At 73.2% G+C, this 13,380-nt stretch carries 17 protein-coding genes; 10 read left to right on the top strand and 7 right to left on the bottom strand.

What is annotated here, in order from left to right; genetic code table 11:
• Complete coding sequence (locus ACIP2X_RS03325; RefSeq protein ID WP_401666837.1) at window positions 1–573, bottom strand: TetR/AcrR family transcriptional regulator; 573 nt, start codon at window positions 571–573, stop codon at window positions 1–3.
• A 145-nt stretch (window positions 574–718) separates the two neighbouring features.
• On the opposite strand from ACIP2X_RS03325, the gene ACIP2X_RS03320 reads away from it, so the two are divergent.
• Window positions 719–1,576, top strand: a complete 858-nt coding sequence (locus ACIP2X_RS03320; RefSeq protein ID WP_401666835.1) for an AAA family ATPase — start codon at window positions 719–721, stop codon at window positions 1,574–1,576.
• Window positions 1,573–2,925 (top strand): VWA domain-containing protein, encoded by a 1,353-nt coding sequence (locus tag ACIP2X_RS03315; RefSeq protein ID WP_401666833.1) that lies wholly within the window; start codon window positions 1,573–1,575, stop codon window positions 2,923–2,925. The genes ACIP2X_RS03320 and ACIP2X_RS03315 overlap by 4 nt, the downstream gene beginning before the upstream one ends.
• Here the strand turns inward: ACIP2X_RS03315 and ACIP2X_RS03310 are convergent, their stop codons facing one another.
• Entirely contained in the window at window positions 2,926–3,627 is a 702-nt protein-coding gene (locus ACIP2X_RS03310) for an SDR family oxidoreductase (RefSeq protein ID WP_401666830.1), read from the bottom strand.
• A 188-nt stretch (window positions 3,628–3,815) separates the two neighbouring features.
• On the opposite strand from ACIP2X_RS03310, the gene ACIP2X_RS03305 reads away from it, so the two are divergent.
• Entirely contained in the window at window positions 3,816–4,790 is a 975-nt protein-coding gene (locus ACIP2X_RS03305; protein ID WP_401666828.1) for an NAD(P)-dependent alcohol dehydrogenase, read from the top strand.
• An 84-nt stretch (window positions 4,791–4,874) separates the two neighbouring features.
• Here the strand turns inward: ACIP2X_RS03305 and ACIP2X_RS03300 are convergent, their stop codons facing one another.
• The 5 genes from ACIP2X_RS03300 to ACIP2X_RS03280 form a co-directional block, all read right to left on the bottom strand.
• Window positions 4,875–5,234, bottom strand: a complete 360-nt coding sequence (locus tag ACIP2X_RS03300) for a cupin domain-containing protein (protein ID WP_401666825.1) — start codon at window positions 5,232–5,234, stop codon at window positions 4,875–4,877.
• A 129-nt stretch (window positions 5,235–5,363) separates the two neighbouring features.
• Window positions 5,364–6,341, bottom strand: a complete 978-nt coding sequence (locus ACIP2X_RS03295; protein WP_401666822.1) for a pyridoxal-phosphate dependent enzyme — start codon at window positions 6,339–6,341, stop codon at window positions 5,364–5,366.
• A complete protein-coding gene (locus ACIP2X_RS03290) occupies window positions 6,338–7,021 on the bottom strand; it encodes a transcriptional regulator (protein ID WP_401666819.1) in 684 nt (227 codons plus the stop codon). Before ACIP2X_RS03290 ends, ACIP2X_RS03295 begins: the two co-directional genes overlap by 4 nt.
• A gap of 59 nt (window positions 7,022–7,080) precedes the next feature.
• Entirely contained in the window at window positions 7,081–7,533 is a 453-nt protein-coding gene (locus tag ACIP2X_RS03285; RefSeq protein ID WP_401666817.1) for a YbhB/YbcL family Raf kinase inhibitor-like protein, read from the bottom strand.
• Window positions 7,534–7,602: 69 nt separating this feature from the next.
• The gene (locus ACIP2X_RS03280) at window positions 7,603–8,709 is read right to left on the bottom strand and encodes a CapA family protein (protein WP_401666814.1); all 1,107 of its coding nucleotides are present in this window, start codon (window positions 8,707–8,709) and stop codon (window positions 7,603–7,605) included.
• Between the two features lie 185 nt (window positions 8,710–8,894).
• Here ACIP2X_RS03280 and ACIP2X_RS03275 point away from each other — a divergent pair, with 185 nt between their 5' ends.
• From ACIP2X_RS03275 to ACIP2X_RS03245, 7 genes are all read left to right on the top strand, one after another.
• The gene (locus ACIP2X_RS03275) at window positions 8,895–9,389 is read left to right on the top strand and encodes an MEKHLA domain-containing protein (protein WP_401666811.1); all 495 of its coding nucleotides are present in this window, start codon (window positions 8,895–8,897) and stop codon (window positions 9,387–9,389) included.
• 57 nt (window positions 9,390–9,446) lie between these two features.
• Complete coding sequence (locus tag ACIP2X_RS03270) at window positions 9,447–10,337, top strand: LysR family transcriptional regulator (protein WP_401666809.1); 891 nt, start codon at window positions 9,447–9,449, stop codon at window positions 10,335–10,337.
• Window positions 10,338–10,765: 428 nt separating this feature from the next.
• Window positions 10,766–11,239: a VOC family protein gene (locus tag ACIP2X_RS03265; RefSeq protein ID WP_401666806.1), complete on the top strand. Its 474-nt coding sequence runs from the start codon at window positions 10,766–10,768 to the stop codon at window positions 11,237–11,239.
• Between the two features lie 36 nt (window positions 11,240–11,275).
• A complete protein-coding gene (locus ACIP2X_RS03260; protein ID WP_401666804.1) occupies window positions 11,276–11,497 on the top strand; it encodes a DUF2180 family protein in 222 nt (73 codons plus the stop codon).
• Between the two features lie 51 nt (window positions 11,498–11,548).
• On the top strand, window positions 11,549–12,268 hold the full coding sequence (locus ACIP2X_RS03255) for a hypothetical protein (protein WP_401666802.1): 720 nt from the start codon (window positions 11,549–11,551) through the stop codon (window positions 12,266–12,268).
• Window positions 12,269–12,397: 129 nt separating this feature from the next.
• Complete coding sequence (locus tag ACIP2X_RS03250; protein WP_401666800.1) at window positions 12,398–12,787, top strand: hypothetical protein; 390 nt, start codon at window positions 12,398–12,400, stop codon at window positions 12,785–12,787.
• Between the two features lie 123 nt (window positions 12,788–12,910).
• On the top strand, window positions 12,911–13,336 hold the full coding sequence (locus tag ACIP2X_RS03245; protein WP_401666798.1) for an SsgA family sporulation/cell division regulator: 426 nt from the start codon (window positions 12,911–12,913) through the stop codon (window positions 13,334–13,336).
• Window positions 13,337–13,380: the final 44 nt, after the last annotated feature.

Genomic DNA, 13,380 nt, shown 5'->3' with positions numbered 1-13,380 from the left:
CTACTGCATGCCCGCCGCGTCGAGGAGTGCGCCCGCGGTCACCGTCGTCAGCCCGTCGTCGAGGGTTTCCACGTGTGCTCCGGCGCGGGCGCTCGCCCCGTCGAAGACCAGCAGCAGTTGCCGGGCGAGCAGTTCGGGATCCGCGGCGCCGCCCTGCCGGCCCTGGGTGCGGAAGAAGCTCTTCAGCCGTTCCTTGGCCGCGGCGGCCACGACGCTCGCGGGGTGTTCGGGGTCCTTCAGCTCGACCAGTGCCGCGAGGTAGGGGCAGCCGTGGTAATCGGCCTGCGCGGAGGCCTTCTCCAGCAGTGCGAAGACGCCGAGGATCCGCTCGCGGGGCGTCCCGGCGTCCTCGTCCCCGGGGAGGAGCTGTGCCTCGTAGCGCGGGAGCCCGCGCTCCAGACTCGCGGCGAGCATCTCGTCCTTGCTGTCGAAGAGCTGGTACATCGACCGCTTCGACACACCGGCCGCCCGGCACAGGGCCTCCACGCCGATGGAGACGCCGTCGCGGTAGGACAGCATGGCGGCGGCGTCGAGCAGCCGGTCGCGGGGGGACGCCTTGTCTGTCGTGGCCATACCGCGAGGTTACCGCGCGGACGCCACGGAGGAAACCGATCGGTATACAGGCCGGGGGCCGACAGCTGCCATGGGGTGACAGAAGCGCTGAACAAGCGCTTAGATAGGAGCCTGATCCCGCCCGCCGCCACCGCCGGAGGCCCGGTTGTTCACTTCCGTCGACGATGTCAGCGCACGCCTCGCCGAGACCGGCTACCTGGCGTCGCCCGCGGTCGCCACGACCGTCTTCCTCGCCGACCGCCTCGGCAAGCCTCTCCTGGTCGAGGGCCCGGCTGGCGTCGGCAAGACGGAGCTCGCCAAGGCCGTCGCCCAGGTCGCCGACGCCCGGCTGGTACGGCTCCAGTGCTACGAGGGCGTGGACGAGTCCCGGGCGCTGTACGAGTGGAACCACGCCAAGCAGCTGCTGCGCATCAGCGCGGGCCGCGACGAGACGTGGGACGAGGCGCGCACCGACATCTTCAGCGAGGAGTTCCTCCTGCCGCGGCCCCTGCTCACCGCCATCCGCGGTGACGACCCCAAGGTGCTGCTGATCGACGAGACCGACAAGGCCGACGTGGAGGTCGAGGGACTGCTGCTGGAGGTGCTGAGCGACTTCCAGGTCACCGTCCCGGAGCTGGGCACGGTCACCGCAACGCGCCGCCCCTTCGTCGTGCTCACCTCGAACGCGACCCGAGAGCTGTCGGAGGCCCTGCGCCGGCGCTGCCTGTTCCTCCACATCGGCTTCCCGGACGAGGAGCTGGAGCGCCGGATCGTCCGCTTGAAGGTGCCGGGCATCGACGCGGCGCTGGCGGGTTCGGTGGTCCGGGTCGTGGGCGCGCTGCGCGCGATGGACCTGCGCAAGGCGCCGTCGGTCGCCGAGACCGTCGACTGGGCCCGGACGCTGCTGGCGCTGGGCGCCGCCACGCTGGAGGAGGACGTGGTGCGCGACACCCTCGGCGTGCTCCTCAAGCACCAGGACGACGTGCTGAAGGCCGCGGCCAAGCTGGACCTGGACGCCGTATGACCTCCGACGTCGCCTCCCGGCTGACGGACCTCGTGGCCGCGCTGCGCGCGCACGGCATCCGCGTCGGCACCGGCGAGACCGTGGACGCGGCGCGGGCGGTGGAGGCGCTGGGGCTGGCCGACCGCGAGCTGCTGCGCGAGGGGCTGGCCGCGTCGTTGCTGCACACCACGGGTCAACGGCCGGTGTTCGACCCGGTCTTCGACCTGTACTTCCCGCGCGCCGTGGGCGGCCCGGACGGCGCGACGGCGGACCGCGACGACCTGCGCGAGCGGCTCGCGGCGGCGCTCACCGCCGACGACGGCGCGCTGCTGGGCCGGCTGGCGATCGAGGCCGTCGACGGCTTCGGCGGGTACGGCAGCTCACCGGGGTCGGACGGCTGGTCGGCGTACCAGACGCTGGACCGGATCCGCCCGCAGACCCTGCTCGCCCGGGTCCGCGCCGAAGTGCGGGGCCGGCCGGGCACGCCGGGGTTCGCGGACCGGCTGCTGGACGACGAGATCCGGCGGCGGATCGACGCCTTCCGCGCCCTGGTGGCGGCCGAGGCCCGGCGCCGGGTGGCCGAGCGGCGCGACCGGGACGAGATCGCGCGGCGCGCGGTGGCGCCCACCGCCGACCGGGTCGACTTCCTCTACGCCGGCAAGGACCGGCTGGCGGAACTCCGCCGGGCCGTACGGCCGCTCGCCCGCAAGCTCGCCACCCGGCTGGCCGCCCGGCGCCGCCGCGCCGCCCGGGGCAGCATCGACCTGCGGCGCACCCTGCGCGGCTCGCTCTCCACGGGCGGCGTGCCGATGCGGCCGGTGCTGCGCAGACGGCGTCCGGTCCGGCCCGAACTGGTGCTGCTGTGCGACGTGTCGGGGTCGGTGTCCGGCTTCTCGGACTTCACGATGCTGCTGGTGCAGGCGCTGCACGACGAGTTCAGCAAGCTGCGCGTCTTCGCCTTCGTCAACCGGATCGACGAGGTGACCGGGCTGCTGGTGCACGGCGCCGCCGACGCGGAGGGGCTGAGCGCGCGCATCCGCGCCGAGGCGACACTCACCGGCTGGCACGGCAGCAGCGACTACGGCGTCGCGCTCGGCGAGTTCGCCGAGCGCTACGGCGACGCGGTCGGCCCGCGCACGACGGTGTTCGTCCTCGGCGACGCCCGGACGAACATGAGCGACCCGAACGTGGCCGCGCTGCGGCGGATCGGCGGGCGGGCCCGCCGCGTCCACTGGCTGAACCCCGAGCCGCGCGCCCAGTGGGGCACCGGCGACTCCGCCGCGCCCGCCTACGCCGGACTCGTCGAGATGCACGAGTGCCGCAACGCCCGGCAGCTGAGCGGGCTGATCGCCCGGCTGCTGCCGGTCTGATCAGGCGGCGAGCTGCGGGTAGAGCGCCGCGAGGTCGGCCGACAGGCCCGCCTTGACCTGACGGGTGATGTCGTCGGCCAGCACCTCGAACGCGCCCGACTCGATGCCGTCGAGGGCCTGGGCCGCGACGCTCTCGGGCGTGGACTTGGGCGCGTCGACCTCGGCCGCCATGTCGGTGTCGACGTAGCCGACGTGCAGGCCGGTGACCTCGATGCCGCGCGGCCTGAGGTCCAGGCGCAGGGAGTTGGTCTGGGACCAGAAGGCGGCCTTGGAGGCGCTGTAGGAGCCCGCGAGGCCGAGCCACGACAGCACCGAGTGGAAGTTGAGGATGTGGCCGCCGCCGTTGCGCTCCAGGACCGGGACGAAGGCGCGGGTCACGAGGAGCGGTCCGTAGAAGTTGGTCTCGAACTCGCGGCGGACGTCCTCCACCGGCGAGTCGAGGAAGTTCGCGTTCACCGAGGCTCCCGCGTTGTTGATCAGGACCGTGACGTCCTGCGCCTGCGCCGCGGCGGCCGCGACGGACGCGGGGTCGCTCACCTCCAGGGCGAGCGGCACGGCGTCGGGGTGGGTGATCGTACGGGGGTCGCGGGCGGTGGCGTACACCTTCTTCGCGCCGCGCTCGTACAGGGCCGCCACCAGTGCCTTGCCGATGCCACGGCTGCCGCCGGTGACCAGGGCGACGGAGCCTTCGAGGGAGGTCATGGGTCTGTCCTTGCCGTCTCGGTGTCAGGGAGCGGCGGGGAAACCGATCGGTTTCCTCCGCCTCGGCGACTGTAAACCGATCGGTTTCCCGGGGCAAGTCCCGGGCCCTCCCGGAAGTGATTCGGGGTTCCACCCTGATGTGCACGGCCCCGGGTTTCCCTAGGCTCGCCACGACGGAGGGGGGACCCATGAAGGCAGTGGTCCAGGACCGGTACGGCGGATGGGACACGCTGGAGTTCCGGGAGGTGGAGCGGCCGGTGCCCGGGGCGGCCGAGGTGCTGGTGCGGGTGCGCGCGGCCTCGGTCAACGCCTACGACTGGCACTACATGCACGGCGACCCGAAGATCGCCCGCGCGGCGTTCGGGCTGCGCCGGCCGAAGGCGGCCGTCCGGGGCCGGGACTTCGCCGGCGTGGTGGAGGCCGTCGGTGGCGCGGTGCGGGGGCTCGCGCCCGGCGACGAGGTGTACGGCGAGGCCGACGGGGCCTTCGCGGAGTTCGTGTGCGTGGCGGACGGCGCGGTGGACCGCAAGCCGCCCCGCCTCACCTTCGAGCAGGCCGCCGCGATGCCGCTGGCCGCGAACACGGCCCTTGTCGGCCTGCGCGACGTGGCCGGGGTACGGGCGGGTGGGACGGTGCTGGTCAACGGCGCGTCGGGCGGAGTGGGCACGTTCGCCGTGCAGATCGCCAAGGCGTACGGCGCGGAGGTCACCGGCGTCTGCAGCACGCGGAACGCGGAGCTGGTCCGCTCGCTCGGCGCGGACCATGTCGTCGACTACACACGGGAGGACTTCACCCGCGCCGGACGGCACCACGACGTCGTGCTCGACCTCGTGGGCAACCGGTCCCTCGGCGACCTCCGGCGCGCGCTGACCCCGGACGGCACCCTCGTCCTGTCCGGCGGCGGCTTCTACGAGGGCGGCAGTCTCCTCGGCCCGATGACCCTCTTCCTGAAGCGGCGCATGGTGGCGCCGTTCGTCGGGCAGCGGCTGCTCGAACTCCCGGCGAAGGCCGCCAAGGAGAACCTCGCGGCGCTACGGGACCTCGTCGAGTCGGGCCAGGTCACGCCGGTCGTCGAGCGCACCTATCCGCTGTCCGAGGCGGCGCTCGCGATACGGCACCTGGAGGAGGAGCACGCCCGCGCGAAGATCGTCGTGGTGGTGTGAGGGCCGGGGGGGGGGGGGGGGGGGGGGGGGGGGGGGCGCCCCCGCCCCCCCCCCCCCCCCCCCCCCCCCCCCGCCCCGTCCGCCCTACTGGCCCTTCGCGTAATCCCGGGCCATGGATCCCGCGAAGTCGTAGAGGATGACCTGCTCGTCGCCGACGACCCAGGCGTCGTGCCCGGGCGTGCAGACGAAGACGTCACCGGGGCCGACCTCCTGCTCGGCGCCGTCGTCCATGCGCAGCCGCATCCTGCCCTGGAGGACGTAGCCGTTGTGGTGGATCTGGCAGGTGTCGGTGCCCGCGAGGGGTCCGACGGACTCCGTCCAGTGCCAGCCCGGCTCGAACGTGGCCACGGCGAAGTCCAGCCCCGAGAGGTGGACCGCCTCCAGGTGGCCACGCGGGAAGTCGCGTCGCTCGTCCGGCTTGTCGATCGTCTTCACCTCTAGCATGACCGCTCCTCCTTCCGGCCGGGGTGCCGGTCCGCGCGGCCCGCTCCGGGAGTTCGTGAGCGGCACCGGCGACGGCCGGACCCTCCCTCTCATCGTCCGCCCGCCCGGCCCCGGCCCGCCACCCAGCGCTCAGTCGGCGCCCGCGCACAGGCGGGCGAAGCGGTCGGCGTCGACGTTGCCGCCGGAGACGATGACGCCGACCCGGCGCGGCAGGCGCTCCACGTGGCCGCAGAGCAGCGCGGCCAGCGGGGTGGCGCCGCTGGGCTCGACGACGATCTTCAGCCGCTCGAAGGCGAAGCGCATGGCGGCCCGGATCTCGTCGTCCGAGACGAGCGTGACGGCGTCGACCAGCCGCCGGTTGAGGGAGAAGGTCAACTCCCCCGGTGTGTGCAGCGCCTGCCCGTCCGCGATGGTGTGCGGCACCGGGATGCTCACGCGCCGGCCCGCCTCCAGCGACCGCTTGGTGTCGTCGCCGGACTCCGGCTCGACACCGATCACCCGGATACCGGGACGCAGCCCCTTGGCCACGGAGGCGCTGCCGGCGATCAGCCCGCCGCCGCCGACCGGGACGATCAGCGCGTCCAGTTCCCCCACTTCTTCGAGGAGTTCGAGTGCCGCCGTGCCCTGCCCGGCGATCACGTGCGGATGCTCGTAGGGCGGGATGACGGTGAGGCCTCGGTCCGCGGCCAGCGCCTCGGTGAGGGCGACCCGGTCGCCGGTGTAGCGGTCGTAGGTGACGATCTCGGCGCCGTATCCCTCGGTGGCGGCCCGCTTCGAGGCGGGGGCGTCCTCGGGCATCACGATCACCGCGGTGGTACCGAGTTCACGGGCGGCGAGGGCGACGGCCTGGGCGTGGTTGCCGGAGGAGTAGGCGGCGATGCCACGCGCCAGTTGCCCGGGAGAGAGCCGCGAGGCGGCGTGATAGGCGCCGCGGAACTTGAAGGCGCCGACCCGCTGGAAGTTCTCGCACTTCAGGAACGTTTCGGCACCGACCCGGGCGTCGAGGGCGCGGGAGCGCAGGACCGGCGTGCGGTGGGCGACGCCCTTCAGCCGGACGGCGGCGTCCCGGACGTCGTCCAGGGTGACGGGCGGGGTGGAGGTCGTCACGGGCGGGCTCCTTCGGAGGCGGGGGCTGAGGTGGCGCGGGCCTGGGAGAGGTAGCTGTACGCGGAGGCACGGGAGATGCCGAGGCGCCCGGCGACGTGCTCGACGGCGCGGCGGACCGCGAAGACCCCCTGCTCGTCGAGGCTGCGGAAGAGTGCGAGGCGCTCGGCGCGGCCGAGGCCGGCCCAGTTCTGGTGGCGGCGCGACTCGTGCGCGTCGAGGATGGCGTCGACCACCGAGTCGATGTCGTTGCCGAAGATGGTGACGGGCGCCTGGACCGACTCGCCGGTACCGGCGAGCGCGGCGAGCAGCGCCTGCGCCTGCTGCACCGCGCCGGCGTCGAGGTTGACGCACAGGGCGCCGAAGACCGCGCCCGTGGAGTCGCGCAGCACCATCGTGGACGACTTGAGCAGGTGTCCGGCGCCGGTGCGGGTGACGTAGTTCAGCTCGTCGCGGGCCTCGTCCCCGCGGGCGAGCACGCGCATGCCGATCTCGCTCATCGCCCCGCCCACCGCGCGCCCGGTCAGCGAACCGGCCACGGCGACCACGGAGTTCTCCGGCCGCCGGTAGTCGTGCAGCACCACCTCGCACACCGGCCCGAAGGTCGCGGCGATGCCCTCGGCGACCGGGACCAGCGCGGCCAGGATCGCGTTCCGCTCACCCTCCGGATCCTGCTCGGGCACCGGCCACCTCATTGGACTCGAAATCCAGCACTTGGACTCCGAGTCTAGGCCATGCCCGTTCAGCGCCGGTACAGGCCCACCAGCGTCCCGTCGGCGACCTCCCGTTCCCCGAGCGTCCGGTGCACCTGGGCGGCGTTCGGCGCGTCGGGGAGCACGCACGGCTCCGACAGGGCGTAGAGCCGGAAGACGTAGTGATGGGCGTCGTCGCCCGGCGGCGGATGCGGTCCGCCCCAGCCGCGCTCGCCGTAGCCGTTGACGAGTTCGGTGCCGCCGGGCGGGACCTCGCCCGCGCCGACACCCTCGCTACGGGGATCGATGCCGACCACGATCCAGTGCGCGAACGTGCCGGAGGGGGCGTCGGGGTCCTCGCACAGCAGCACCAGCTCGGCCGCGTCGTCCGGGACGCCGCTCCAGGCCAGCGGGGGCGAGACGTTCTCCCCCTCGTACGCGTAGCGGCGCGCGATGAAGGAGTGGTCGTCGAATGCGCTACTTCTGATGTCGATGTCAGCCATGGGGCCCGAGTAACCGCGGTGAAGCCGGACCTCACATGCGGCCCGGGACACGCGACGGCCCGCGCCGGCTCATGGCACCAGCGTGAGCGTCCCGTCGCGGGCCGGGTCCACGTGGACGCCCGGACTGATCCGGTCGAGGACGCCGCACAGCCAGTCGCGGTCCCGCCGGGGCGCGGCCTCCAGCCGCATCCGCCGGGCCCGCAGCGGCACCATGCGCAGCCCGGTCAGCCGCCCGGTGCCGGCCTCCAGCGTGGCGAGGTGGGCGAGGCGAAGGTCGTCGCGGTACTCCTCGTGGCCGGGGATGCCCTCGTAGTCGTCGACGAAGTCGCCGCAGCCGTAGAGGATCAGCCGGTCCCGGTAGACCTCCACGGGGCGGGGGTGGTGCGAGGAGTGACCGTGGACGAGGTCGACACCGCCGTCCACCAGGGCGTGCGCGAAGCGGACCTGGTCACGGGGGACGAGATAGCCCCAGTTCGAGCCCCAGTGCACGGAGACGACCACGAGGTCACCGGCGCGCCTGACCCGTCGTACGCGCCGGACGAGGGCTTGCGCCGCGCCCGGTGAGGGGCCGGGGGCGTACGCCACACCGGGCCGGGCCTCCCCGGACGCCGCCCAGTCCGGCGGGATGCCGCTGGAGCGGAAACCCAGGGCGAGGACCAGGACGCGCCCGCCGGAGCCCAGCGGGACGACGGCGGGAGCCCTCGCCCCCTCGGCGTCCCGGCCGGCGCCGGCCGTCCGCAGACCGGCGCCTTCGAGCACGTCCAGGGTCTCGTCCAGGCCGGACGGGCCGAAGTCCAGGACGTGGTTGTTGGCCAGCACGCAGACGTCCGGGCGCGCGACGCTCAGGGCGGGCAGGTTGGCCGGGTGCATGCGGTAGTGCACCTGCTTGCCGGGCGCGAAGGTGCCGCCGCTCGTCACGGCCGTCTCCAGGTTCACGATCCGGACGTCCGCAGCCGCCGCGTCCAGCAGCGGCAGCGCCTCGCCCCACGGCCACGCGGGAGCGACCGGCACGGGGATCGGGCCGTTCACCGCCTCGGCCAGCGCCACGTAGTCGCGGGCGTCCTTGACGTACCCCTCCCGCAGCCCCGGGTCGCCGGGGTACGCGAGGATCTGGTCGACGCCGCGCCCGAGCATCACGTCCCCGCACAGGAACAGCGTCACGACACCGCCGCCCACACCTCCAGCGTAGGTGCCGCGGTCGCGGCTGCCGCCCCGGCCGACGGAGCCCCGCGGAGCGCGAGCGCCGAGCCGTTCCACCCCGTTGTTATCCTGACGAAAACGGGAGGAATGGTGCATATGAGCGAGGACGGCGGGGCGAGGGCACGTGAGTTCGGGCGACCGCGCCGACCCGGCCGACGACCATGAACGAGGCGCACCGGCGGACGCCCCGGCCGCCCGATCCGCGCCGCGACCCCGAGTTCGCCGCGCTCCTGCGCGACAGCCACCGCCGCCTCGTCGGCGCCGATCCGTGGCCCTCGCTCCGGGCGTCGTCGGACGCGGAGGCCGCCCGGTGGCTCTACGAGGACGCCCCGTTCGGCCTGTTGGCCCACGACACCGCCGCCGACCCCGTGTTCGTCTACGCGAACCGGACCGCCCTGCGGTGCTTCGCATACGACTGGGACGCCTTCGTCGGGCTCCCCTCCCGGCTCTCCGCCGAGCCGGCCGCCCAGGAGGACCGCGAGGCCCTGCTGCACCAGGTCGCCGTCCACCACTACGTCACCGGCTACCAGGGCGTGCGGATCAGCAGGTCCGGACGCCGGTTCCGGATCAGGGACGTCACGATGTGGGACCTCGTCGACGCCGACGGCACCCTCCGCGGCCAGGCGGCCCTGTTCCGCTCCTGGTCGGACGCCTGAGGGGCGGTGCGCCGCGGGGGTCGACCCCGGGTGCGCCCCGAGGGGATAATCGTCAGCGTGAACATCGAGGCGTTGCGCTACGCCCAGGCCGTCTCCCGGACGAAGTCCTTCAGCGCCGCCGCGCGGGCCTACGGGGTGACCCAGCCGGCGCTGTCGAACGGCGTCGCCCGGCTGGAGGACGAACTCGGCGTCAAGCTCTTCGACCGCTCACCCCGGGGCGTGCGTCCGACCGCGCACGGCGCGCAGACCCTGCCGCTCGTCGACCAGGTCCTGAACGCCCTCGACAAGCTGGTCGCCGAGGCCCAGCGGCTGGCTCACCCGGGCACGGAGACGATCCGCATGGGTGTGTCCCCGCTGATCGGTCCCGAGCTGGTCGCCCGCGCTTTCGAGGCCGCCCGCACCCTGACGCGCCCACGCGACCTGATCCTCAGGGAGGCGAACCTCGACCCGCTGAGCGGCGACCTCCAGGCGGGCCGCCTGGACATCCTCCTCGTCCCCGCCGTGCCCGGTCTGCCCACGTTCCGGCACCGCGTCATCGCCCGCGAGCCGATGATCGTCGTCGACCCCGCCGCGGCCGGTGACGACAGCCCGGTGGAGCTCAAGGACGTGGCGGACGCGACCTACATCCTCGGACCGCGCGCCTGCGGTCTGACCACCTTCACCACCGACCTCTTCCGCGACCAGGACCTCCCGTTGATCTCGTACCCGGGCGAGGCCGCCAGTTTCCGGGCGGTGGACGAATGGGCGTCGATGGGCCTCGGAGCGGCGCTCCTGCCCCGCTCCAAGATCACCCATGAGCACACCGGCTGCCGCCCCCTGCTCCAGGCCGGGGAGCCCGTCGAGATCGCGTACGAGGCCGTCTGGGACTGCGAGACCCCTCTCGGGGCCGACCTGGACGAGTTCGTCATGGCGCTCACCGCGTCCGGCGAGCTCGACACTCCCCGATAGCCCACCGGGCCGGCGCCGACGTGGTCGAGCTGCCGGACCGCGTCGGAGATCGACGAGGGAGGGAAGCGGACTTCGCAGACGCCGCGCGGATCACGGTCCCGGTGGAGTTCCTGGTACAGGTGCTCTCCAGCGAGAAGGCGCCCGGACGCGGCGGGCGACGCGACCCCTCCGGCCACCTCGAGGCGTTTCCCGACCCGGGCGGCGCGGCACACCGACGGGCCCCGGAGTGCGCCCCTTTGGCGGTGGAGAGACACTGACAGGGCGACCGTCGGCCGCGTTCCCAGCCCCTTCACCGGTGGCGAAGCACTGCGGGGGACCTGGAGGGTCTCGTCGAGCGACGGGTCGACCGGCGGCCCGCGCGGTCCCGTCCCCGAGTCACTCACCTGATCCCGGACTCCCGGATCCCCTTTTTCCTGAAGGTGAGAGAGATGGACCTGAAGTTCGAAGTCGTCGTGCTGCCCGTCTCCGACGTGGACCGGTCCAAGGAGTTCTACGAATCGCTGGGGTTCCGCATGGACGTCGACAACACGTTCAGCGAGGACTACCGGCTGGTGCACCTCACGCCGCCCGGCTCCCAGTGCTCGGTCATCTTCGGGAAGGGCACGATCGCCGCCGAACCCGGCTCCTTCCAGGGCCTGTACCTCATCGTCCCGGACGTCGAACAGGCCCGCGCGGAACTCGTCGACCGCGGTGTCGAGGTGAGCGAGGTGTTCCACGACGCCGGAGGACTCCTCCACCACGGCCACGAGGCCGGAGACGCCACGCACACCGGCGCCGGGCAGGAGCGTGTGCCGGGGCCGCACCCCGACCGCACCTCCTACGCCTCCTACGCCACCTTCAGCGACCCGGACGGCAACGGCTGGGTGCTTCAGGAGATCACCGAGCGCCAGCCCGGCCGGTGACACCTCGCCGGGTCGGATTTGGAAAGGTCGGCCGCCATGAACTGCTACGACTGCGCCGCTGACGCGCTGCGACCGGTGCAGAGCCCTGCCGTGGCCGTCTGCGCCCGGTGCGGGGCCGGGATGTGCAGCGGGCATCTGCATGCCACCAGGGTTCCGGTTCCCGGTGCCGCGGGTGTCTCCGCGCAGGCGCCCGACGCCCGGCGCCTTACGTGCGGGATCTGCTACGAGGCGGAGCAGGCCGTCGCAGGGGTGGCCTGAGCGGCGCGTCGGCGGCAGGACCCGTCGGCGGAGGCACCTGCGGGGGCGCACATGAACGAACTGCTCACCGAGGCCGTCGAGGCCCACGGCGGAGCCGCCCGCTGGAGCCGGCTGACCGAGGTGCGGGCCACCCTCGTCAGCGGTGGCGAACTGTTCGACGTCAAGGGCCTGCCGCAGGATCCGGCGCCGCGCGAGATGACCGTCCGGCTGCACGAGGAGCACGCGTCGCTCCGGCCCTTCGGCGCCCCCGACCAGAGGACCGACTTCACTCCGGGGCGGGTGCGGATCGAGAAGCCCGACGGGCGCGTGGTGGCGGAACGCGAGGATCCGCGCGCGTCCTTCGCCGGTCACACGCTGGAGACCCCCTGGGACCCGCTGGACCGCGCCTACTTCAACGGCTACGCGATGTGGACCTACCTCACCACCCCCTTCCTGCTGGCCATGCCCGGATTCACCGTCACCGGGATCGACCCCTGGCAGGAGGCCGGCGAGACCTGGCGAGGGCTGCGCGCGTCCTTCCCGCCCGGGATCGCCGGCCACAGCCCCCGGCAGGACTTCTACTTCGGCGCCGACGGGCTGCTGCGCCGGCACGACTACCACGTCGACATCGCCGGCGGATTCGCCACCGCGCAGTACGTCCACGACTACGTGGAGGCCGACGGCGTGCTGGTGCCCACCAAGCGCCGGGCGCATCGCCGGGCCCCCGACGGCCGTCCCGTCCCGGACCGGCTCATGGTCTGGATCGACCTCAGCGAGGTCCGCTTCCGCTGAGGGCCCGCACTGCCTGTGAGCAGCTTCACCCGAAGCCGAAAAGAACATGAGGGGGCCCTCAGGTACGCTGGGCCGCAAGAGAACGTGAGGGACCCCTCCGGTTTCATAGAGCTCAGCAGTATCAGGGAGATGACCATGAAGAACCTCGTCAAGCGACTCCCCGTCGTCGCCGCCTCCGTTGCCCTCGCGGGCGCGGCCGTCCTCGGAGCCGGAGGCGCGGCCTCGGCGGCGACCCCGGAGCGCACCGGGCAGGACCGGGGCTCGTACCAGGAGCGGGACGACGGTCACGACGCCCTGGCCGTCCGCCACTTCGACGACCGGCGCGGCCACCCGGGGACCTGGCGCCACGTCGACGACCGGCGTGACGGCGGGTGGGTGTGGCACCACGACGTGCGGTACCGCTGGGACGGTCACCGCCTCCACGAGCTGGTGGACGGCCGCTGGATCGACGTGACGCCCACCCGCCACGGCGAGGTGGACCGCTGGTACGTCGACCAGGTCCTCGCGTTCGAGCGCTGAGGACCGGCACGTTCAGGCGAAGCGGTACGGAGCCGCCACCGACACCGGGGGCGGCTCCGTACCGCCTGTTGCGTTCATTTCCGCGGGGCACATCCTCCCGCGGGGGCACATCGGAGTGGGATCATGGAATCGATCAGTACCGTCGAGATCGAGCTGCCCGTGCGGCTGGTGCGGTCCTTCACCGAATCCGATCCCGTCCGGATGCGGCTGCACTACGCGGCCCACGACCCCTATGCCCTGCGGGCCATCTTCGGCGCGACGGACGGCGGCGCGCCGGTGGAGTGGATCCTCAGCCGTGACGTGGTCGCCCAGGGACTGAATCACCACGCCGGTCAGGGCGACGTCAGGGTGTGGCCGGCGGCCGTCGGGCCCGGTCGCGACGTCGTGTACATCGCGCTCAACTCGCCCGGGGGTTCGGCCCTGCTCGAGGCGCCCCTGCGGGACATGCGGTCCTTTCTGAGCAGGACGCAGTCGATGGTGCCGCTCGGGGCCGAGTCGGAGCAGTTCGACATGGACACCGAGCTCGCGCACCTCCTGGCGGAAAGCTGAGCGGACCGAGGCCGTCCTCCTGACGCCTCGGACTCTCGCGACGG

The sequence above is a fragment of the Streptomyces sp. NPDC089424 genome (genome assembly GCF_044749345.1).
Classification (GTDB): domain Bacteria; phylum Actinomycetota; class Actinomycetes; order Streptomycetales; family Streptomycetaceae; genus Streptomyces.
The sequence above is the reverse complement of the archived record's forward strand: the minus strand, read 5'-3'. Positions and strand labels throughout refer to the sequence as shown.

Bases quoted from the DNA above. Each gene is read 5' to 3' on its own strand.
- ACIP2X_RS03325 (WP_401666837.1), bottom strand. From the start codon at position 573: ATGGCCACGACAGACAAGGCGTCCCCCCGCGACCGGCTGCTCGACGCC.
- ACIP2X_RS03310 (WP_401666830.1), bottom strand. From the start codon at position 3,627: ATGACCTCCCTCGAAGGCTCCGTCGCCCTGGTCACCGGCGGCAGCCGT.
- ACIP2X_RS03260 (WP_401666804.1), top strand. From the start codon at position 11,276: ATGAACTGCTACGACTGCGCCGCTGACGCGCTGCGACCGGTGCAGAGC.
- ACIP2X_RS03245 (WP_401666798.1), top strand. From the start codon at position 12,911: ATGGAATCGATCAGTACCGTCGAGATCGAGCTGCCCGTGCGGCTGGTG.
- ACIP2X_RS03255 (WP_401666802.1), top strand. From the start codon at position 11,549: ATGAACGAACTGCTCACCGAGGCCGTCGAGGCCCACGGCGGAGCCGCC.
- ACIP2X_RS03250 (WP_401666800.1), top strand. From the start codon at position 12,398: ATGACCATGAAGAACCTCGTCAAGCGACTCCCCGTCGTCGCCGCCTCC.
- ACIP2X_RS03305 (WP_401666828.1), top strand. From the start codon at position 3,816: ATGAAGGCAGTGGTCCAGGACCGGTACGGCGGATGGGACACGCTGGAG.
- ACIP2X_RS03300 (WP_401666825.1), bottom strand. From the start codon at position 5,234: ATGCTAGAGGTGAAGACGATCGACAAGCCGGACGAGCGACGCGACTTC.
- ACIP2X_RS03285 (WP_401666817.1), bottom strand. From the start codon at position 7,533: ATGGCTGACATCGACATCAGAAGTAGCGCATTCGACGACCACTCCTTC.
- ACIP2X_RS03265 (WP_401666806.1), top strand. From the start codon at position 10,766: ATGGACCTGAAGTTCGAAGTCGTCGTGCTGCCCGTCTCCGACGTGGAC.
- ACIP2X_RS03315 (WP_401666833.1), top strand. From the start codon at position 1,573: ATGACCTCCGACGTCGCCTCCCGGCTGACGGACCTCGTGGCCGCGCTG.
- ACIP2X_RS03275 (WP_401666811.1), top strand. From the start codon at position 8,895: ATGAACGAGGCGCACCGGCGGACGCCCCGGCCGCCCGATCCGCGCCGC.